Origin of the sequence: Bradyrhizobium sp. dw_411 (genome assembly GCF_018449695.1) — a bacterium.
In the GTDB taxonomy this organism is placed as follows: domain Bacteria; phylum Pseudomonadota; class Alphaproteobacteria; order Rhizobiales; family Xanthobacteraceae; genus Bradyrhizobium.
Window position 1 is genome coordinate 1 of sequence record NZ_JAAVUY010000010.1, and the last position, 21376, is coordinate 21376.

A 21376-nucleotide genomic window follows, 5' to 3' on the forward strand; every position below is an offset into this window, starting at 1 on the left:
ACGCAACAGGCCCACAAGGGGAGAGGTGGCAACGAACGCGCGACGTCTACGGTCAGCCCCGATAAAGCCCCTTGTCGCGGGCCTGACGGATGGCAAGCGCGGCCATCATGTCGAGCATCGGTGTCGACAATCCGGCTGATCGCGCGAAGGCGGCGGGGGCGCGGACCAGCACATCGATCTCCATCGCGCGGCCGAGTTCGTAGTCCTGCAACAGCGAAGGCTTGTGGTTGGGGGCCGGCCCGTTTCTGGGGACCCGCTTGATGTCAGGGAAACAACTGCGCGCGATGCTGTCGGCCTCGTCGAGCAGCCGCGGCACCACATCGGCCAAAGCAGGATCTTCCCGAACGGCGCGCGCGGTCTGGCCGGTCAACAGGCACAGCACCGACATCGACATGTTGGTCAGAAGCTTCGACCAGATCGCCTCCCGGATACGTGGTACCGGCGGCGACTGCAGCCCGGCTTCCTCAAGCGCCGCTCTTAGTCGGTCAATTCGCTCTGTCGTGCGGTCATCGCATTCGCCGACCTGCAATACGTTCCGATCCGGCGTCAGATTTGCGACGATGCCGGGCGCGACAACCTCGTTCGACGAGAAGATCACGCCGCCGATAATCCGGCCTTGCGACACCGCCGAACGCAACGCGCCGTTGGAATCGAGAAAGGCCAGGTCCGGCGGCCGCGGATGATCGGGCGACAATCCCATATCGTACCACCAGGGAATCCCGTTCTGCGCGAACACCACTGCGGTGTCATCGCGCATCAGGGGCTTCAGCCCGGTTGCGAGGCTGCCTAAGGCGGTTGCTTTCAACGTGCTGATGACGAGATCCTGCGGGCCTAATTTGGCGGGCTCGTCGGCCGCCGTCACATTGGCTGAAAACTCGGTGCTCCCGGCGCGCAGCGTCAGGCCCCGTGCCTTCACCGCCTCGAGATGCGGCCCGCGCATCACGCAGGAGACGTCATGTCCCGCCCGCGCCAGCCGTACCGCCAGATGACTGCCGACGGCGCCGGCGCCGAAGATACAAATGCGCATGAGGTGAGTCCTGTTTGGGGCGGAACGATCAGGACATCAGTTTCCACAAGCTTGCGCCATCGCGCAACCGTGGGGATTTCCGGATACTGCGGGTTTCCGCGGCGGGCACAATTGCCTGATCGACCTTTTGCGGGTGGCCGGAACGCTGTACCAGCGCCAACGTCGGAGCTAAAACCCAACGCCTGCTCGCCCGTACATGACCCTGGAACCCGCTTTGCCCTCTCGCACGATCGAAGAACCCGCACGTCAGGTGCCGCTCTACGGCGAGTATGAAGTCGCGGTGCTCGGCGGCGGGCCTGCGGGGATTGCGGCGGCGGTTGCTGCAGCGCGGGCGGGGCGGCGTGCGCTCCTGATCGAGCGATATGGGTTTCTCGGTGGCATGGGGACTGCCGCCGGGGTGACGAATTTTTGCGGGCTGCATGCCAACGTTCATGGCGAGATGCATCGGGTGGTGCAAGGCATCGCGTCCGAGTTGTTGGAGCGGATCGACCGGCTCGGCGGGCTCAACGCGCCGCATCTCATTCTCGGCAAAATCCTGGCGCAGGCCTATGACACCGCGGCCTACAAGATCGCAGCCGATGATCTCTTGGCGAGCCACAAGGTGGACGTGCTGTTTCACGCGCTCGGCGCCGGCGTGGTCATGCATGACGCGAGGCGCATCAACGCGCTGATGGTCGAGACCAAGGCTGGGCGTCAGGCGGTGCGCGCAGACATCTTCATCGATTGTTCCGGTGATGGCGATCTCGCGGCTTGGGCTGGCGCGCGCTATGAGGTCGGCGATAACAACGGCAGCATGCTCTATCCGTCGATGATGTTCCGGCTCAACGGCATCGATCCCGACAAGGCCGGCGATGCCTGGCGGACGATCCCGGCGCTGATGGAAGCGGCCGAGGCCACCGGCACGCATCGTTTTCCGCGCAAGGCTGCGATCGTGCGGCCGCAGCGCTCGCCGGTCGAGTGGCGGGTGAATTTCACGCAGTTGGCGCGTGAGGACGGCACCGCGATCAACGGACTTGAGCCTGACGATCTGACGCGAGGGGAGATCGAAGGCCGGCGCCAAGCCGTCAACGCCTTCAATTTCCTGCGTACCGTGCCGGGATTCGAGAAATCCTACATCGTCGACCTGCCGCCACAGCTTGGCATCCGTGAGACCCGGCGCATCGTCGGCGGGCATATGCTGTCAGGCGAGGATGTGCTCGGCTGTGCGTCGTTCGATGACAGTATCGGCGTCAATGGCTGGCCGATGGAATCGCATGTCGCGGGCGACGTGATCTTCAAGTTCCCGCCGATCCCGCAGTCGCGCGGGTTCAATCAGCTGCCTTATCGGATGCTGACGCCCGAGGGTCTCGACAATCTGCTGGTGGCCGGGCGCTGCGCCTCGATGACCCATGATGGCCAGTCCGCCGCGCGCGTCTCCGGCGCCTGCTTTGCAATGGGAGAGGCAGCCGGCACCGCCGCCGCCCTCGCGCTCGACGGCAACGCGACGCCGCGTGACATCGCCGTCGATAAATTGCAGAACCAGTTGAAACAACAGGGAGCCTTTATCGGGCGCGATCAGGCTGTTCCCGAGGGGCTTTGAAATCTGACCATGGATTTGAAAATCTTTCGTGTGCTCGGTGCACACCTCTCCCCTTGTGGGAGAGGTCGGATCGCATCGTCAGATGCGATCCGGGTGAGGGGTTTAGCTCCATCGATGGACCTGAACCCCTCACCCCAACCCTCTCCCACAAGGGGAGAGGGGGCTCACCGTCTTTGTTGAGAAACTGCACCTATGCATCAAATAAGAATAAGAAACGGAGAAACTGGATGAATTTGTGGTCTCGCGCCGGTGTGGTGCGGCTGGTGTTCGCGGGTCTATTGGCGATGGCGTCCTTGCACGTCCACGCCGACGAATTGTTAAAGGCAAAAGTCGGCGTGCTCCGGCTGTCGTCGTCGGCGCCGGTGTTCATCGCGCAGGAGAAGGGCTATTTCCGCGACGCCGGTCTCGATATCGATTTGAAGTTTTTTGACGCAGCGCAGCCGATCGCGGTCGCGACCACGTCGGGCGATGTCGATTTCGGGATCACCGCCTTCACCGCCGGACTTTATAATCTCGCCGGCAAGGGCACACTGAAAGTGATCGGCGGCATGAGCCGCGAGAAGGCCGGCTATCCGCTGATCGGCTATTTCGCCAGCAACAATGCCTATGCGGCCGGCCTCAAGACGCCCCGGGATCTCGCCGGCAAGCGCATCGCGGTGACGCAGGTCGGTTCCAGCTTTCACTATTCGCTCGGCCTGCTCGCCGACAGATACGGTTTCAAACTTGCCGAAATCAAATTGCTGCCGCTGCAATCGCTGTCGAACGCCGCCGCCGCGCTGAAAGGCGAGACCGTCGATGCGGCGCTGCTGCCGATCTCGAGCGCGCGCAAGCTGGTCGACGATGGCGGCGCCAAATTATTGGGTTGGGTCGGCGACGAGACGCCGTGGCAGCTCGGGGCAGTGTTCGCTTCGCCGAAAACCCTGACCAACAAGCCGCTGGTGACAAAACTTCTGGCCGCGCTGGAGCGGGCCGACCGCGAATATCACGATGTGATTCTGGCCGGCATCGCCGACGGCAAGGCGCCGATCAACGAAAAGACCAAACCGCTGCTGGAGATCATCGCGAAATACACCAATTTGCCGCTGGAGCAGGTGGTCGGCAATTGCGCCTATATCGATCCCGACGGCAAGCTTGATGTGAAGAACGTCGCCAACCAGATCGAGTGGCTGCAGGCGCAGGGGTTTGTCGACAAGGGATTCGGTGTCGATGCGATTTTGGCCAAGGATTACGTGAAGGTGGATTGAGGGCTTCATCCTTCGAGACGCGGCGAAGACGCCGCTCCTCAGGATGAGGTCGGAGAACCCTCATGGTGAGGAGCGCGAAGCGCGTCTCGAACCATGAGGCCACGGTGTATACGTTCGAGATTCGGCTTAGAGTGCCCCCATGGACCTGATCGCCGACCACATCACCCACCGCTTCGGCGCGCTCGACGTGCTCCACGACGTGTCGTTCACGGTCGGCGCGGGCGAAGTAGTCGCGATCGTTGGTCCCTCCGGCTGCGGCAAGAGCACGCTGCTGTCTATTCTCGGCGGCTTGCTGCAGCCAAGCTCAGGCTCGGCGCAATTGCGTGGCGCACCGCCGCCGGAAAGCTTGAACCCGCTGACCTTCGTGTTTCAGGATTTTGCGCTGTTGCCGTGGTGCACGGTCGAAGAGAATGTCGAATTCCCTCTGTTGCACACCGCTCTCACTTTAACCGCGCGCCAGTCGGTCGTCGCGGATGCGCTGCGTCGCACCAGTCTGACAGATTTTCGTTGCACCTATCCGAAGCAATTGTCCGGCGGCATGCGTCAGCGCGTCGGCATTGCGCGCGCACTCGCGGTGCGGCCGGCAATTCTCCTGATGGACGAGCCGCTGTCGGCGCTGGATTCGCAAACCCGCGAATTGCTGATGGAGGATTTTATCGGCCTGCTCGCCGATGGCTCGATGGGTGCGGTCTACGTGACGCATAATCTGGAAGAAGCGGTGCGGCTGGCGGACCGCATTGTGGTGCTGTCGCGGCGTCCCGGCCGGGTCCGTGAGGTCGTCACCATTCCGATGACGCGGGGCGAGCGTAGCGGCCTCCAGGCCCGCGAAAAGCTGCTCACGCTGCAGAACGATCTGTGGTCGCTGATCCGCGAAGAGGCTGTTGATGCCGAGCGCGAGGTCCAGCATGCTTGACCGCGCCGACGATTCTGCGGGCTCGCCGCCGACCGAAGAGACTGAATTGCGGCCGGTGGCTTTTCGCGGCGCGGGCTTCGCGCCGAAGACAGGCCGCTACGCGAGCTGGATCGCGCTGGTGCTGGCGCTCGGCGGGTGGCAGTTGGCCGGCAGCACCGGGCTTGTGAACTCACTGTTTCTGCCGACGCCGGTCGCGACCGTCAACGCGATCTATCAGCTCGCGCTGTCAGGCGCGCTTTGGCAGCATCTGTCCTGGTCGATCATGCGGATCGGCAGTGGATGGGTTCTCGGCACATTGGCCGGTGTGATCGTGGGCTTCGCGATCGGACTCTCGAGTTTGGCGCGCAGTGTCGGCATCACTTTCATCTCGGCGTTATTTCCGATTCCGAAAATCGCATTGCTGCCGTTGCTGATTCTGTGGCTCGGGATCGGCGAGGAGCCGAAGATCGCGACCATCGCGCTCGGCGTGTTCTTCTCGACCGCGATCTCGGTCTATAGCGGCGTCGATGCCGTGCCGCGCAATCTGATCCGGATGGCGCAGAGTTTTAACGTGCCGTTTCACTCTATTGTGCGCCGGGTGATCTGGCCGGGCGCGCTGCCGTCTATCCTCGCGGGCTTCCGCATCACGGCTTCGATCGCACTCCTGCTGGTGGTGAGTGCCGAAATGATCGGCGCTCAATTCGGCATCGGCGCGTTTGTGTTGCAGGCCGGCAATCTGATGCAGACCGATCAGCTATTGGCGGGAGTCGTGATCCTGTCGCTGTTCGGGTTGGCGGTGGGGCGGTTGATCAACTGGCTGGAGACGAGGCTGTTGCACTGGCGGTAGATAGCAATCGTCATTCCGGGATGGTGCGCCAGCACCAGACCCGGAATCTCGAGATTCCGGGTTCGATGCTTTGCATCGCCCCGGAATGACGGTTCTCACGCATTCCCGCGATCTTCGCGGAACAGATCGAGCTTCTGCTGCACCGGGCGATCCGAGAAGCTGAACAGCACCGCGTCTTCGTCGGCTTCATGGGTGACCCACTGCCAGCTCGGCACCACGAACAGGTCGCGCGGACCCCATTCGAACACCTTGTCGCCGATCCGCGAGCGGCCCTTGCCTTCGATCGCCGCGAATACCGTCGCGTCGGTGGAGCGATAGCGCGCGGTCTTGAAGCCCTTTGGCAGGAGCTGGATGAAAGTGCCGATGGTCGGCATCGCGAAATCGCCGGTCGCGGGATTGGTGTATTTCAGCTTCAGCCCATGGCAGGCATCCCATTCGTCGCTCCGCTTGGCCTTTTCCAGGGCCTCGCGGGTATAGGCGAAAGGATAGTTGAAGATCGGCGAGGTCTTTGACGCACGCTTGACGTCGACCGGCAGCAGATTGTGGCCGTAGCGCGCAAAGCTGTCGCCGGGCGGACGGCTGATCTTCTGCTGGTCTTCCTTGGAGGCTTCCGCAAAGGAGGCATCGAAGAACTGCACCATCGGAATATCCAGGCCGTCGAGCCAGAACATCGGCTCGTTGGTCTGGTTGGCGTGATCGTGCCAGGTCATCGACGGCGTGATCACGAAATCGCCGGGCTCCATCACGGTCTGCTCGCCATCGACTGATGTGGTCGAGCCTCTGCCTTCGAGCACGAAGCGCAGCGCGGACTGGCTATGGCGATGCGCGGGGGCGATGTCGCCGGGGATCACCATCTGCACGCCGGCAAACAGCGAGGTCGTGATTCTCGATTGGCCGCGCAGCCCCGGGTTTTCCAGGATCAGCACCCGCCGCTCGGCTTCCTTGGCCGTGATCAGCTTGCCGGCTTCGGTCATGTAGTCGCGGATCGCGTCGAACTTCCACAGATGCGGGCGGCAGGCGCTGCGCGGTTCCGGGGTGACGAGGTCACCCAGCACGTTCCACAGCGCGGAAAGATTTTCGCCGTCGATTTTCTTGTAGAACGCTTCGCGCTCCGGGGTCTTCTGTACGGCTTCCATGGCCAGCCTCCCGTTAATTTTGTGGTTTCGAATTATTGACAGCATACTTACAAAGTGGATAGCGTCAATGAAGAACACAAGAAAACAATGGCAAGTGAAGGGGAGGTTCCGATGAAGCTGCACGGCTATTTCCGCAGCAGCGCGTCCTATCGGGTCAGAATTGCGTTGAACCTGAAGGGCTTAAGCGCCGACCATCTGCCGCATCATCTGCGCAAGGGCGAACAATGCGCCCCGGCCTATCTGGCGATCAATCCGCAGGGGCTGGTGCCGACGCTGGAAAACGATGCCGGCGCGATCCTCACCCAGTCGCTCGCGATCATCGAATGGCTCGATGAAACCCATCCCGAACCGCCGCTGTTGCCAAAGGATTTGCTGCAGCGCGCAAAAGTTCGCGCCTTCGCGATGGCGCTCGCCTGTGACACTCATCCGGTGCAGAACCTCAAAGTGCTGGCGCGGCTGCGCGAGCTTGGCCTGCCGGAAGAGAAGGTCACGGGCTGGGCCGCGTGGGCGAACCGCGAGGGCCTTTCGGCGTGCGAGACTCTAATTGCGCATGAAGACGGCCCGTTTTGTTTCGGCTCAAAGCCGACGCTGGCCGATCTCTGTCTGGTGCCGCAACTGGCCAATGCGCGGCGCTTTGGCGTCGATCTCGCCGCCTATCCGCGCCTGCTCAGGGCCGAAGCTGCCGCGAAAAATCTCGCGGCGTTCGCGGACGCCGCACCGGAGCGCCAGCCCGATGCCGAGTAAACCGACAGCGATCACGATGGACGCGGTCTATACCGCGCCCGGTTATCTGTTTCGCCGGATGCAGCAGATCGCGGTCGCGATCTTCATGGAAGAGTGCAGGGCGTTCGATCTGACGCCGGTGCAATATGCCGCGCTGATCGCCATCCGCACCCATCCCGGTATCGACGCGACAAGGTTGTCTGCCGTGATCGCGTTCGACCGCTCCACGCTTGGCAGCGTGATTGAACGGCTGGAGGCCAAACAGTTGATCGAGCGCAAGCCTGCCTCCACCGACAAGCGGGTCAAGCTGCTGCATCTGACCAAGGCCGGTACCGCGCTGCTGCGCGAGATCATGTCGTCGGTCGAGCGCGCGCAGGCGCGGATGCTGCAGCCGTTGAAGGCCGCCGATCGCAAAATCCTGCTGGCGCTGATGACGCAACTGGTCGATCTCAACAATGAGGCGTCGCGGGTGCCGTTGCGTGCCGAAGACGCGCTCGAACATCTGGGGAAATCAATCTGATGGTTTTGTCAGTTGCACCGGTCTTGATCGCAGGCGGCGGCATCGGCGGCCTTGCGGCGGCGCTTGGCCTTGCGCAGAAAGGCATACCCTCGATCCTGCTGGAAAAGTCCGCGACGCTCGGCGAGATCGGCGCCGGCATCCAGCTTGGGCCCAATGCGTTTCATGCCTTCGATTATCTCGGGGTCGGAGAGGCCGCCCGCGGTATGGCTGTCTATGTCGACCAGTTGCGCTTCATGGATGCGATGTCGGCCGAGGAAATCTGCCATGTCGATCTGCGTGAGCCATTCCGCAAACGTTTCGGCAATCCCTATGCGGTGGTGCATCGAGGCGATCTGCATGGTGTCCTGTTGAAAGCGTGCCAGGATCATCCGCTGATCGAGTTGCGCGTAAGCTCCGAAGTGCTGAGCTACGACCAGGACGGCGCTTCGGTGACGGCGCGGCTTGCGTCCGGCGACGCCGTGACCGGCCGACTGTTGATCGGCGCCGACGGACTGTGGTCTAACATCCGCAAGAAAGTCGTCGGCGACGGGGCGCCGCGGGTGTCCGGGCACACTACCTATCGCTCGGTGATTCCGACCGAGGAGATGCCGGAAGATCTGCGCTGGAACGCCGCGACCTTGTGGGCCGGGCCGAAATGCCATCTCGTGCATTATCCGCTGTCGGGCTGGAAGGTGTTCAACCTCGCGATCACCTGCCATAACGATGCGCCCGAGCCGGTGGCCGGCAAGCCGGTTTCCGTCGAAGAGGTGATGCGCGGGTTTGCGCATATCCATCCGCATGCGCAGGAGATCATCCACCACGGCAAGAACTGGAAGTTGTGGGTGCTGTGCGACCGCGATCCGGTCGAGAACTGGGTCGATGGCCGCGTCGCGCTGCTCGGCGACGCCGCGCATCCGATGCTGCAATATTTCGCGCAAGGCGCCTGCATGGCGCTGGAAGATTCAGTTTGTCTCTCGCACATGCTGGGATCACATCCCGACGATCACGAGACAGCATTGGCGCAGTATCGCGCGCAGCGCTTTCCGCGCACCGCGCGGGTGCAGATGATGTCCCGCGCGATCGGTGAGCACATCTATCACCCCGACGGCGAGCACGCCCGCCTGCGCAACGCCATCATGGGCGCGAAGAGTTCAGAGGATTATTACCGCGATCTCGGGTGGCTGTATGGGGGCACGGGACTGGGGAGTTAGGTTTCTCCGTCGTCCCGGCTAGGCGAAGCGCGAGCCGGGACCCATACGCCGCGGCCACGCGTTTCGCGAGATGCTTGTTGGCTTTCTTTTTCCACGCAGGCTTCCCGGCGTATGGGTCCCGGCTCAAGGCCGGGACGACACCGAATGTTTGAGGCATTCCCGCGCTCGTCATTGCGAGGAGCGAAGCGACGAAGCAATCCATGGCTGCGTTGCTCAGAAGGTGGATTGCTTCGCTCATCCGGGCTACAGTACCAAAGCTCGTCATGCCCGGCCTTGAGCCGGGCATCCACGTCTTGGCGGCGTGACGACAGTAAGACGTGGATGGCCGGGATGAGCCCGGCCATGACGGGTCAGGGAATCTTTCTACACCCTCAACAACGCCTGCCGATCGATCTTGCCCGTACCGGTCTTCGGCAATTCACCCGCAAACCTGATCTCGCGCGGGTATTTGTAGGGCAAGAGTTTCGCTTTCACAAAATCCTGCAGCAGCTTGGTGGTGCCATCGGCGTCGAAACCGCTGCGGTTCATCACCACCACCGCTTTCAACGTCATGCGCCGGTCCGGCAACTCAGCGGCAAACACCGCACATTCGCGGACATCAGGATGTTCGGCGAGGCACAATTCAACTTCGAGCGGATAGACCCATTGACCGGAGATTTTAATGAGATCGTCGGCGCGGCCGCGGAAGAAATGAAAGCCTTCGCTGTCGCGCACGAAACGGTCGCCGGTATAGATCCATCCGCCGTCGCGGATGGTTTCGGCTGATTTGTCCGGCCGGTTCCAATACAAGGGCGTGTTGGAATCGCCGCGTACCCACAAAATGCCTTCCTCGTCGTCTGCGACGTCGCGGCCGTCCTTGTCTCGAAGCGCGATTTCATAGCCGGGCACGCGAAGGCCGGCGGCGCCGAGCTTTTTCTTCTCGGGCCGGTTGCACAGATAGATGTGCAGCACTTCCGTGGAACCGAGTCCTTCGACGATCTCAAGGCCGGTGAGCGCTTTCCAGCCGTTGAAGACCTCGACCGAGAGCACTTCGGCGGCGGAGAGCGCCAGGCGCAGCGAGGAAAAATCCGTCGCCGCGGCGCCGTCGGCTTTGGTCAGTGATGTATAGAGTGTCGGCAAGCCGAAGAACACGCTAGGCTTGAAGTGCGCGATCGCCTCGAAAATCGCCGACGGTTTCGGTTGGCCCGGCAGCAGCAATGTTGTTGCGCCGGCGGAGAAGGGAAAAGTGATCGAATTGCCAAACCCATAGGCGAAGAAGATTTTCGGCACCGAAAAGCAGATGTCGCCGGGCCTTAGTTTCAGCACATCGCGCGCGAATGCGGTTTCGCTATAGGCCATATCGTGCTGCAGATGGACGATGCCCTTGGGGCGTCCGGTCGAGCCCGAAGAGTACATCCAGAACGCCATCTCGTTGCGATGGGTGTCGGCTTCGGCTAGCTCGGGTGAGATATCCGGCAACCAATGCGCGGCCATCAATGCAGCCGGCACCGCGTGATCGCCGGTGTCGCCATTGACCACGATCAGCGTGCGCAGGGCTGTATCCTTGCAGGCGATGGCGTCGAAACGCGCGCCAAACTCCGCCTCAGTGACCGCGACGGTGGCGCCGGAATCGGCGAGATAAAACTGCAAGAGGTCCGGCGGCGTCAGCGTGTTGATCAATAGCGGCACGAAGCCGGCGCGGACCGCGCCGAAGAATGCCGCCGGATAGGCCGGCGTATCGTCGAGGAACATCAGGATGCGGTCGCCGCGCTTGAGGCCGAGCGACAGGAAGGCGTTGCCCCAGCGTGACGCCTCATCGCACAGCTCCTGATAGCTGCGCGTCCCGGCCGGCCCGGTTAGCGCCGTTCTGCCGCCGTGGCCCTTCGGCAGATTGTCGAACAGAACCCGGCTGGCATTGTAGCGCTCCGGCATCGCAAAGCCGATTTCCTGCGCGCCGGCGCAATTCAAGGGAACGCGATCGTCGATTTCAAGCGTCATGCATTGCGTCCGCGTTGGCGTTTCGACGCCTCATAGCGCGCCATGAAGGCCGGCGACATCGCGCGCAACCGTGCATCGTCGATCCGGCCGGAGCGGGTGATGTAGCTATAGGCGAAATCCATCAAATCGAGTTTCATATGATCCGGGAATGTCTCGTACCAATTGGCGCTGGTGCGCGCGGCCGTCACCAGCTTCTTCACGATCGGCTGGCGCTCGGCCTGATAGCGATGGAGCGCCGCGGCCATATCCGCTTCGGTCTCCAGCGCCTTCACCAGCGCAATCGCATCCTCGATCGCCAGCCGCGTTCCCGATCCGATCGAGAAGTGCGCCGAATGCAGGGCGTCGCCGATCAACACCATATTGCGGTGCGACCAGCGCTCGTTCCAGATCCACGGGAAATTGCGCCAGACCGATTTGTTGGACACCAGCGGATGTCCATCGAGCGTACCCGCAAACACCCGTTCGCATATGGCCTGCGATTGCTCGACTGTCTTGTCGGCAAAACCATAGGCCTGCCATGTCGCCGGGTCGCATTCGACCAAAAAAGTGCTCATCCCGGACGAATATCGATAGTGATGGGCGTTGAACGCGCCGAGTTCGGTGGCCACGAATGTCTGCGACAGCGTTTCGAACCGTTTGGTCGTGCCGTACCATGCAAATTTATTGGCCGAATGCGAGATCGATGCGCCGAATTCATGTTCGAAGCCGCGGCGCACCAGCGAGTTCAATCCATCCGCGGCGACGATCAGGTCGTAGCCGTTCAATTGATCAAGGGATTGAACCAGCGTGTCATATCGCGGCATCACGCCGGCCTCGCGAACGCGCTGCTGCAAGATTTTGAGCAGCTCAAGCCGTCCGATCGAGGAGAAGCCAACGCCGTCGATCGCGACGCTTTCGCCGCGCAGATGGAGCGTGATGTTCTTCCAGCTCTCCATCCGAGGCGCGATGGCGTCGACGGTGTCGGGATCATCGGCGCGCAGGAATTCCAGCGCCTGCTCCGAAAACACCACCCCGAATCCCCAGGTGGCGCCGGCCGCGTTCTGTTCAAACAGGTCGATCTCGGCGTCCGGGTGGCGCCGTTTCCAGAGATAAGCGAAATAGAGCCCGCCGGGGCCTCCGCCAATGACGGCGATACGCACGATGATCCTCCCAGATCGACAGTATGCTGACGAATTAGGCCGAGAATAATCTGCGCCGCGTGAGGGCGCCAGAGGAATTATGCCGCCGGTTTATTGACCGGCGAACTGGCTCAGGACACCTGAGCATGCCGGTGACAACGAAGCCGGCTGCCCGGCCAGACATTGCATGATGCGGCCGCCGCCGGGTGGAACATCGCTGCACAGTGCGCGCGCGTCCTCGCCGCATCCCGACCGCAGCACGAAAATTACTTCGCGAGGCCGCATCGGCCGTAACACCAGCGCCGCCGCTGGCGCAGCGGCAGGCATCGCCGCGGGATCGGCGGTTGCCGCATCCGCCGGTGCGCCGGAACTACCGACTGCATTAACGGCTTTCTGACAACTTGCCGACAGGTTCTCCTTGTTCTTTTGCAGGCAGCTCAATGCTGCAGCGCCTCCAGTCGGCACGCCGGCGCAGTTTTGCTGATAATCGCTGCGGCACGCACTTCGTATCGCGGCCACCTGCGCGCTGCTGGGCTTCTTGGCGGCAGGACTTGCCGCGGGCTTCGGGGCTGCAGCGGTTTTGGGAGTTGCGGAAGTCTCAGCCGCCGGCTTCGCTGGTGCAGTATCGGGAGCGGACTCGGCTTTAGAAGGAGCCGGAGCTTCGACGGCCCGCACGGCCGTCTGGCAACCCGATGAGAGGCTCGACATGTTTTTCTGCAAGCATTGCAGCGACGCCATGCCGCCGGGCGGAACGCTGGCGCAATGGGCCTCGTAGTCGGCACGGCATTGGGCCCGGATTGCGCTGCGCTGTGCATCGGTCGGCGCCTGCGAATGGGCCGATGGGGTCATCGCGAACAGCATGGCCGCGAGCGATGCACAAAATGTCGCACGTCTCAACACATTGATCATTTGAATAAATCCTTCCCGCTGACGCTGGAGCCGCCGCTTCAACCGAAGTGAAATTCAAAAAAAGATTGGTCACAAAACTTTCGCGGATGGATCATTTTCTCTTTCGAGTTCCACCGCAAGCGGATTGTTGCTATCCTCCGGTAAACGGAAAGCCTTCTCAAAAATCTTCCCGGTTCCGAGATGCAGTGGGGGACGGAAATGCAGCCGACGCGTTCCACCGGGTTGAAGGGTCGCGTGAGGCGAGGAGCCATTGCTGGCCGCCGTATTGTTTTCGTGATGCCGGCGTTGCTTGTGTTGGGCGCCTGCGAACAAAACAGTTTTGTCCCGCCGCCACCGCCGAAGGTCGAGGTCGGCGTGCCGGTCCAGCAGGGCATCACGCGTTTCCTTGAGGCTACCGGCAACGCCGCGCCGATTCAAACCGTCGATCTCGTGGCACGGGTGCAGGGTGTGCTGCAATCGATCAACTACAAGGACGGCAGCCTGGTCAAACAAAACACCACGCTGTTCACGATCGAGCCCGACACTTACAAGTTCAAACTGGAACAGGCGCAGGCCGCCGAAGCCGGTGCGCAGGCATCGTTGAAGCAGTCCGAAACCGACTACAAGCGTCAGGTCGATCTGGTGGCGAGGCAGGCCGTTTCGCAGGCGACCCTCGATACTGCGACCTCCACGCGTGACAACGCACAGGCCAATCTGCAACAGGCCCAGGCCAACACCAAGATCGCGGCGATCAATTACGGCTACACCAATGTGGCCGCGCCGTTCGACGGCATTGTCAGTGCGCATCTTGTCTCGGTCGGAGAACTGGTAGGTGCATCCTCGCCGACCCAGCTCGCGACGATCTTTCAGCTTGATCCGATCTATGTGAATTTCAACGTCAACGAACAGGATGTGCTGCGGATCCGCGCCGAAGCCAGGCGGCGAGGGATGACGACGAGCGAGCTCACGCAATTGCCGGTCGAGGTCGGGCTGCAAACCGAAACCGGGTATCCGCACAAGGGTCATCTCGACTATGCGGCGCCGACCATCAACCTGTCGACAGGCACGCTCGCGGTGCGCGGGATACTGCCAAACCCCGACCGTATCTTGCTACCCGGCTATTACGTTCGTGTTCGCGTGCCCTTCGACAAGGAGAATAATGCGTTGCTGGTGCCCGATGTGGCGTTGGGCAGCGATCAATCCGGCCGCTATCTCTTGGTTGTTAATGCCGACAACATCGTCGAACAGCGCAAGGTCCGTACCGGCCAGCTTGAGGGTGATCTGCGGGTCATCGAAGACGGTCTAAAACCCGACGACCGGGTCGTGATCGCCGGCTTGCTGCGCGCCATTCCGGGCCAGAAGGTCGATCCGCAACTGCAGAAAATCGAGCCGAGCCACGCGTCAGCGAATTAGGACCGAGCATGATTTCGAAATTTTTCATCGAACGGCCGGTTCTCTCCAATGTGATCGCGATCCTGATGATCCTGATCGGCGGCGTGGCGCTGTTCAGTTTGGCCGTCGCGCAATATCCCGACGTCGTGCCGCCGACCGTGCAGGTCACGACGCGCTATCCCGGCGCCAGCGCCAAGACCGTGATCGACACGGTGGCGCTGCCGATCGAGCAACAAGTCAATGGCGTCGAGGATATGCTTTACATGCAGTCCTACAGCGCATCCGACGGCACCTACACGCTCACGGTCACGTTCAAGATCGGTACCGATCTGAACTTCGCGCAGGTGCTGGTGCAGAACCGCGTCGCGAGCGCGCTGTCGTCGCTGCCGCAATCGGTCCAGAACCAGGGCGTCACGGTCCAAAAGAAATCGACGTCGATCCTGCTGTTCGTGACGCTGACATCGCCGAACGCGACCTATGACAGTCTGTTTCTCAGCAACTACGCCACCATCAACATACGGGACGAATTGTCGCGCTTGCCGGGCGTCGGCAATGTGACGGTGTTCGGCGCAGGTCAATATTCGATGCGGGTGTGGCTCGATCCGAACAAGCTGCAGGTCCGCGATCTGATGCCGCAGGATATCATTCAGGCGATCCAGCAACAGAGCCAGCAGGTCACGGCGGGGCAAGTCGGCATGCCGCCGACCCCCGCGGGACAGGCGTTTCAATATACGCTGAACGTCAACGGACGGCTCGATGACGCCAGTCAGTTCGAGGACATCATCGTCAAGACCGGCAACAATGGCGACGTGACCCGGGTGCGCGACGTCGGCCGGGTCGAGCTCGGCGCGCAGACCTATAGTCAGGTGTTCTCGCTCAACAAGAAGCCGGCGACCGGCATCGGTGTATTTCAATCGCCCGGCGCCAACGCGCTTCAGGTCCAGACCGCGGTCGAGAAGAAGATGGCGGCGCTGGCGAAGCAATTTCCGCAAGACATGAAATACGACACGCCGTTCGACACCACCAAATTCGTCTCGGCGTCGATCGACGAAGTTTACAAGACGCTGATCGAAGCCGGCCTGCTGGTGCTGGTCGTGATCCTGGTGTTCCTGCAGGACTGGCGCGCGATGCTGGTGCCGGCGACTACCGTGCCGGTGACGATCATCGGCGCATTCGCGGCGATGGCGGCGCTCGGCTTCACCATCAACCTGTCGACCTTATTCGCGATCGTGCTCGCGATCGGCATCGTGGTGGACGACGCCATCGTCGTGGTCGAGGGCGCCGCGCACAATATCGAAAAGGGCATGTCCGGCCATGACGCCGCGATCAAGGCGATGGATGAGCTGTTCGCGCCGATCATCGGAATCACGCTGGTATTGATCTCGGTGTTTCTGCCGGCGGCGTTTCTGCCGGGATTGACCGGCCGCATGTATGCGCAGTTCGCGCTGGTCATCGCAGCGACCGCGCTGTTGAGCGCGATCAACGCCGCGACGCTGAAGCCGACCCAATGCGCGCTATGGCTGCGCCCGTCCGTGCCGCCGGAGAAGCGCAACTGGTTCTATCGCGGTTTCAACTCGATATATAACCGGCTGGAGCGTGCTTATGCCGAATTGATCGGCCGCATGGTCGCGCACAGCAATGTGTCGGTGATCCTGGCCCTGATCCTGATCGGCATCGGCGGCTACGGCCTGTCGCGAGTGCCGACCGGCTTTATTCCGATCGAGGACCAGGGCTATCTCCTGGTCGCGGTGCAATTGCCCGACGGCGCGGCGCTCGATCGCACCCAGAACGTGCTGGATCAGGTCAGCGAAATAGCCGACAAGACCCCCGGTGTCGAACAGGTGGTCAGCATCGCCGGCATCTCCGCGCTCGATGCCAGTTCGAGCCTTGCCAATGCCGGAGTTGCCTATCTGATCCTGAAGGAATGGAGCGAGCGCGGGCCCGGGCAGGATCTGCGATCGCTGTTCGTCGGCCTGAACCAGAAGATGGCGGCGATTGAGGAAGCGCGGATCCTGGTGATTCCGCCGCCGCCCATTCAGGGCATCGGCAACGCTGCGGGTTTTGCGATGCAGGTTCAATTGCGCGACGGCAATTCCGATTTCGGAAAGCTGCAGGCCGTAACCGGCGCAATCGTTGCCAATGCGCAAACCCAAAGCGCGCTGCAGCGCGTCAGCTCGCCGTTCCGTGCGCAGGTTCCGCAGTTCGATGTCGAGGTCGACCGGATCAAGACGCAAACGCTGCATGTCACGACCGATCAGGTATTCTCGACGTTGGCCTCCTATCTGGGGTCGTCCTACGTCAACCAGTTCACCAAGTTCGGCCGCACCTTCCAGGTCTATACCCAGGCGGAATCGCAATTTCGCCTGACCCCGCGCGCCATTGAAAACCTGATGGTGCGCAATCAGCAGGGCGACATGGTGCCGTTGGGGACGCTCGCGACCATCACGCCGTCGGTCGGTCCTTCGCTGATCAGCCTGTATAATCTCTATCCGTCCGCAACCGTCATAGGCCTGCCGTCCCAGGGCTACAGCTCCGGGCAATCGATGGCGCTGATGGAGGAGATCGCGGCCAAGACCTTGCCACCGGGAGCCGGCTTTGAATGGACGGCGATGTCGTATCAGGAGAAGGAGGTCGGCAACCAGATCTACTACGTGTTCGGACTGGCGATGTTATTGGTCTATCTGGTGCTGGCCGGACAATATGAGAGCTGGTACGCGCCGATTTCGGTGATCCTGGCGGTGCCGCTGTCGCTGCTCGGCCCGATGGCTGTGCTGACAGGACTGCGGATCGAGAACAATCTCTATACCCAGATCGGGTTGATCCTGCTGATCGCGTTATCGGCCAAGAACGCGATCCTGATTGTCGAAGTAGCACTTGAACTGCATGGGCGCGACCGCAAGCCACTGCTCGAGGCGGCGGTCGGCGCTGCGCGGGCGCGCTTCCGGCCGATCCTGATGACGTCGTTTGCCTTTATCCTGGGCGTGCTGCCGCTGGTTGTCGCCACTGGGGCCGGCGCCAGCGCGCGCAAGTCGATCGGCATTACCGTGTTCTCGGGAATGATAGCGTCGACCTGCCTCGCGGTGTTGTTCGTTCCGACGTTCTTTGTCGTGGTGCAGCGGTTCGAGAACTGGCTGGCGGAGCGGAAGGCAAAATCAGCCGCTCAGGCAATTCCGTCGTAGGGTGGACAAAGCCACCGGGTCGCGCGAATGCGCGCCCGATGATAAACTCCGCGTGCCCACCACGGTGTATCCGTCGTATATGGTGGGCACGGCGCAAACGCGCCTTTGCCCACCCTACGCTTGCTGCGCTTACACCTTCACCATCCGCTTGCCGCGGTTTTCGCCCGCGAGCAATCCGATCAAGGCCTTCGGCGTATTCTCGAGGCCGTTGATGACGTCTTCCTGCACTTTCAGCTTGCCGGAAGCGACCCAGGACTGCAGGTCGCTCAATGCTTCGTCGCGCTGACCCATGAAGTCCGTCACAATGAAGCCCTGCATGACAAGGCGCTTGATCACGATCAGGCCGGGCACGCCGCGCGGCCCGGTGGCGGAGGGCGCGCCATCATATTGCGAGATCGCGCCGCAGCAGGCGACGCGGCCGCGATTGTTCATCTGCGCCAGGCAGGCCTCGAGAATGTCGCCGCCGACATTGTCGAAATAGACATCGATGCCCTTGGGCGCCGCGGTCCGCAGCGCCTTGAACACCGCGCCGTCCTTGTAATCGACCGCGGCATCGAAGCCGAGTTCCGAGGTCAGCCAGTTGCATTTGTCCTTGCCGCCGGCGATGCCGACGACATGGCATCCTTTTATTTTCGCGATCTGGCCGACGATCGATCCGACCGAACCGGCGGCAGCGGAAACCACGACGGTTTCGCCGGCTTTCGGCTTGCCGACATCGAGCAGTCCGAAATAGGCAGTGAGGCCGGCAATGCCATAGACGCTGAGCAGATGCGTCATCGGTTCGACCTTCGGCATTTTGCTCAGATGCTTTGCGGGCACTGCTGCGTAATCCTGCCAGCCGGTATCGCCGAACACGATGTCACCCGGCGCCAATCCCGGGGCTTTCGATGATATGACCTCCGCAATGCCACCGCCGGCCATTACCGTGTTGGGCTCGACCGCGGCGCGATAGGTTGCGCCGTGCATCCATGCGCGGTTGGCGGCGTCGAGCGAAATATAGCGCACCCGCAGCAAAGCCTCGCCGTCCCTGGCGTCTGGAATGCCAGCCTTGGACATCTTGAAATGCTCCGGCCCAAGTTTTCCGGTCGGCTTTTCCATCAGCAAAATCTGGCGATTGACACCGTCGCTCATGGCATTCCCTCCCATTGGATATGGCTGTTCTTGATGCAATCGGCGCGCACGAAACGCGCAACTGCTTGTATTGTGCATCGCGCGCGAGGCTAATCGGTGGGCGGCCATTCCACAACGAGAACATTGTGGCGTGCCGGCCGGCGGCGGAAGCGTGTTGCGTCGGCCCCGAAATCTGCCAAACTCATCGGCTGGTGGAACTTACGGGGGTAAGAAATGTCTAACAGGTTTACGCAGTACATCCTGATCGCGATGGCGCTTGGCATCGTGATGGGCACACTTGTCTTCAACTACATGCCCGATTCTCGAGTTGAGATCGCGGCAGACGTAAACCTGATTGCGATGCTGTTTTTGCGCCTGATCAAGATGATCATCGCGCCATTGGTGTTCGCAACCCTGGTCGGAGGCATCGCGCATATGGGAAGCGGCTCCAAACTGGGGCGGATTTTCGCCAAGACGATGGGCTGGTTCATCAGCGCCTCGTTCGTCTCGCTGCTGCTCGGACTGGTGATGGTCAATCTGCTGCAGCCGGGCGCCAATTTCCCGGGCGCCTTGCCGGACAAGGCGCAATCGACCGGCCTGCCGGTATCGGCGTTCTCGGTTGAGAAGTTCCTGACCCATCTGATTCCGACCTCGATCGCGGACGCGATGGCGCAGAACGAAATCCTGCAAATCGTGGTGTTCGCGGTGTTCTTCTCGGTGGCGCTCGGTGCTGCGCCGGAGCGCTCCAAGCAAATGCTGTCGCTGATCGATGACCTCGGCCACATCATGCTGAAGGTCACCGGCTATGTGATGAAGTTCGCGCCGATCGCGGTCTGGGCGGCGATCATGGCGACGGTGTCGAAGAACGGCCTCGGCGTATTGTGGAAGCTGATCGTTTTCATGGGCGGCTTCTATCTCTCGCTGATGATCCTGTGGGGCATCCTCGTCATCGTCGGCTTTATCGCCATCGGGCCCAGATACAGTCATCTGCTGCGGCTGATCCGCGAACCGCTGATGATCGCGTTCTCGACCGCGAGTTCGGAAGCCGCCTATCCCAAGACGCTGGAGGGCCTCAACCGCTTCGGCGCCTCGTCGCGGATATCGGCTTTCGTGCTGCCGCTCGGCTATTCGTTCAACCTCGACGGCACGATGATGTACTGCACCTTTGCCAGTATCTTCATCGCGCAGACCTACAAGATCGATATGTCGCTCGGCACCCAGCTGGCGATGTTGGCGACCCTGATGATCACCTCGAAAGGCGTCGCGGGCGTGCCCCGCGCCTCGCTGGTGGTGATCGCTTCGACACTGAGCCAGTTCGGCATTCCCGAAGCGGGTCTGTTGATGATCATGGGTATCGATACATTCCTCGACATGGGGCGCAGCGCCACGAACGTGATCGGCAACTCGCTGGCCACGGCGGTGGTGGCCAAGTGGGAAGGCGAACTGAAGGCCGAACATGAACTCGGCCCCGAGGATGCCGTTCCGTCCGACGCGATCGCCGGTGACGCCGTGCCGGCACATTAAGGGGAGGGATGCATGCATCAATTCCCGATCAGGCCGATCGCGGCCGGCGGCCTGTTGCTGGCCGCATGTCTGCTGGCAACGGCCGCAGGCGCCCAGAGCGGCGGCGAAGGGCTCAGCCCGACGCTCGCCGCGATCAAAAGCACGCATGTCGTGCATCTGGGTTATCGCGAGAGTTCGCCGCCATTCTCGTTTCTCGATCAGTCCAACCGGCCGATCGGTTATAGCCTCGAACTCTGCCAGGCCATCGTCGACGAAATAGGCGTCGAAGTCGACGATTCCGCGCTCAAGATCGACTACGTCAAGGTCACTTCGGATGATCGCATTCCGGCGGTGGTCCAGGGCAAGGTCGACCTCGAATGCGGATCGACCACCGCCAATGCGGAGCGCGCCAAGCAGGTCGCGTTCTCGCCTTTGATGTTCGTGGCCGGCACCAAATTGATGGTACCGAAGGATTCGACGATCTCGGCGCCGAAAGACCTGCAGGGCAAGACCGTCGTGGTGACCAAAGGCACCACCAACGAACAAGCCCTGCATGCGCTCGACAAGAAGTTCACGCTCGGTCTCAATATCGTGGTGTCACCGGATCACGAGCAGTCCTATCAGATGCTCGTGGACAAGAAGGCCGACGCCTTCGCGACCGACGATATTCTGCTGTACGGGCTGATCGCGCGGCACAAGTCGCAGGACAAATTTCGCGTCACTGGCGATTATCTGTCCTATGATCCCTACGGCATCATGTTTCGCAAGGGCGAGCCACAACTGGCCGCGGTGGTGGAGCGCGCGTTCCGCAAGCTCGGCACCAACCACGATCTGATCCCGCTCTATAACAAGTGGTTCACCGCCCGCCTGTCCACCGGCGAGAGGCTCAACGTGGCGATCTCGCCGCAGCTTGAGGACGCCTTTAAGGCGCTCGACGACAGCGAGGGCGCGGGGAATTAGGGATCGGGGAAACTCGCAACAGCGGCAGCGAGTTCTTCGTCATTGCCGGGCTTGACCCGGCAATCCATCTGCTTCGAAATACTTCTCAAGA

17 protein-coding genes are annotated in these 21376 nt (G+C 61.7%); 11 read left to right on the forward strand and 6 right to left on the reverse strand.

The window, feature by feature from the left end; translation table 11 throughout:
* Window positions 1-52 precede the first annotated feature (52 nt).
* Window positions 53-1027: a ketopantoate reductase family protein gene (locus tag HB676_RS18075; RefSeq protein WP_213739213.1), complete on the reverse strand. Its 975-nt coding sequence runs from the start codon at window positions 1025-1027 to the stop codon at window positions 53-55.
* Window positions 1028-1241: 214 nt separating this feature from the next.
* On the opposite strand from HB676_RS18075, the gene HB676_RS18080 reads away from it, so the two are divergent.
* The 4 genes from HB676_RS18080 to HB676_RS18095 all read left to right on the forward strand — a co-directional run bounded on the left by HB676_RS18080 (window position 1242) and on the right by HB676_RS18095 (window position 5589).
* Entirely contained in the window at window positions 1242-2606 is a 1365-nt protein-coding gene (locus tag HB676_RS18080) for an FAD-dependent oxidoreductase (protein WP_213739214.1), read from the forward strand.
* A 284-nt stretch (window positions 2607-2890) separates the two neighbouring features.
* Window positions 2891-3850, forward strand: coding sequence for an ABC transporter substrate-binding protein (locus HB676_RS18085; RefSeq protein ID WP_249780336.1), 960 nt, complete (start codon window positions 2891-2893; stop codon window positions 3848-3850).
* A 139-nt stretch (window positions 3851-3989) separates the two neighbouring features.
* Window positions 3990-4763 carry an ABC transporter ATP-binding protein gene (locus HB676_RS18090; protein ID WP_213739216.1) on the forward strand — a complete coding sequence of 258 codons (774 nt, stop codon included), beginning with the start codon at window positions 3990-3992 and terminating at the stop codon, window positions 4761-4763.
* Window positions 4756-5589 carry an ABC transporter permease gene (locus HB676_RS18095; protein ID WP_213739217.1) on the forward strand — a complete coding sequence of 278 codons (834 nt, stop codon included), beginning with the start codon at window positions 4756-4758 and terminating at the stop codon, window positions 5587-5589. Before HB676_RS18090 ends, HB676_RS18095 begins: the two co-directional genes overlap by 8 nt.
* A 95-nt stretch (window positions 5590-5684) precedes the next feature.
* On the opposite strand, the gene gtdA is transcribed toward HB676_RS18095, so the two are convergent.
* Window positions 5685-6725 carry a gentisate 1,2-dioxygenase gene (gene gtdA, locus HB676_RS18100; protein WP_213739218.1) on the reverse strand — a complete coding sequence of 347 codons (1041 nt, stop codon included), beginning with the start codon at window positions 6723-6725 and terminating at the stop codon, window positions 5685-5687.
* 111 nt (window positions 6726-6836) lie between these two features.
* Here gtdA and maiA point away from each other — a divergent pair, with 111 nt between their 5' ends.
* The 3 genes from maiA to HB676_RS18115 are packed head-to-tail and all read left to right on the forward strand — an operon-like array spanning window position 6837 to window position 9158.
* Complete coding sequence (maiA, locus tag HB676_RS18105; RefSeq protein WP_213739219.1) at window positions 6837-7469, forward strand: maleylacetoacetate isomerase; 633 nt, start codon at window positions 6837-6839, stop codon at window positions 7467-7469.
* Window positions 7459-7968: a MarR family transcriptional regulator gene (locus tag HB676_RS18110; RefSeq protein WP_213739220.1), complete on the forward strand. Its 510-nt coding sequence runs from the start codon at window positions 7459-7461 to the stop codon at window positions 7966-7968. The genes maiA and HB676_RS18110 overlap by 11 nt, the downstream gene beginning before the upstream one ends.
* Complete coding sequence (locus HB676_RS18115; RefSeq protein WP_213739221.1) at window positions 7968-9158, forward strand: 3-hydroxybenzoate 6-monooxygenase; 1191 nt, start codon at window positions 7968-7970, stop codon at window positions 9156-9158. Before HB676_RS18110 ends, HB676_RS18115 begins: the two co-directional genes overlap by 1 nt.
* Before the next feature lie 363 nt (window positions 9159-9521).
* On the opposite strand, the gene HB676_RS18120 is transcribed toward HB676_RS18115, so the two are convergent.
* The 3 genes from HB676_RS18120 to HB676_RS18130 form a co-directional block, all read right to left on the reverse strand.
* Window positions 9522-11135, reverse strand: a complete 1614-nt coding sequence (locus HB676_RS18120) for a benzoate-CoA ligase family protein (protein ID WP_213739222.1) — start codon at window positions 11133-11135, stop codon at window positions 9522-9524.
* The gene (locus tag HB676_RS18125) at window positions 11132-12274 is read right to left on the reverse strand and encodes an FAD-dependent monooxygenase (RefSeq protein WP_213739223.1); all 1143 of its coding nucleotides are present in this window, start codon (window positions 12272-12274) and stop codon (window positions 11132-11134) included. Before HB676_RS18125 ends, HB676_RS18120 begins: the two co-directional genes overlap by 4 nt.
* A gap of 90 nt (window positions 12275-12364) precedes the next feature.
* Window positions 12365-13162, reverse strand: a complete 798-nt coding sequence (locus HB676_RS18130; RefSeq protein WP_213739224.1) for a cysteine rich repeat-containing protein — start codon at window positions 13160-13162, stop codon at window positions 12365-12367.
* Window positions 13163-13438: 276 nt separating this feature from the next.
* Between HB676_RS18130 and HB676_RS18135 the strand changes: the two genes are divergently transcribed.
* Both HB676_RS18135 and HB676_RS18140 read left to right on the forward strand, forming a co-directional pair.
* Window positions 13439-14554, forward strand: coding sequence for an efflux RND transporter periplasmic adaptor subunit (locus tag HB676_RS18135; RefSeq protein WP_249780337.1), 1116 nt, complete (start codon window positions 13439-13441; stop codon window positions 14552-14554).
* Window positions 14555-14562: 8 nt separating this feature from the next.
* Window positions 14563-17712 carry a multidrug efflux RND transporter permease subunit gene (locus HB676_RS18140; RefSeq protein WP_213739226.1) on the forward strand — a complete coding sequence of 1050 codons (3150 nt, stop codon included), beginning with the start codon at window positions 14563-14565 and terminating at the stop codon, window positions 17710-17712.
* Window positions 17713-17841: 129 nt separating this feature from the next.
* Here the strand turns inward: HB676_RS18140 and HB676_RS18145 are convergent, their stop codons facing one another.
* Window positions 17842-18843, reverse strand: coding sequence for an NADP-dependent oxidoreductase (locus HB676_RS18145; protein ID WP_213739227.1), 1002 nt, complete (start codon window positions 18841-18843; stop codon window positions 17842-17844).
* Between the two features lie 213 nt (window positions 18844-19056).
* Between HB676_RS18145 and HB676_RS18150 the strand changes: the two genes are divergently transcribed.
* Both HB676_RS18150 and HB676_RS18155 read left to right on the forward strand, forming a co-directional pair.
* Window positions 19057-20346 (forward strand): dicarboxylate/amino acid:cation symporter, encoded by a 1290-nt coding sequence (locus tag HB676_RS18150; RefSeq protein WP_213739228.1) that lies wholly within the window; start codon window positions 19057-19059, stop codon window positions 20344-20346.
* Window positions 20347-20358: 12 nt separating this feature from the next.
* Entirely contained in the window at window positions 20359-21285 is a 927-nt protein-coding gene (locus HB676_RS18155) for an amino acid ABC transporter substrate-binding protein (protein ID WP_213739229.1), read from the forward strand.
* The last annotated feature ends 91 nt before the right edge of the window (window positions 21286-21376 follow it).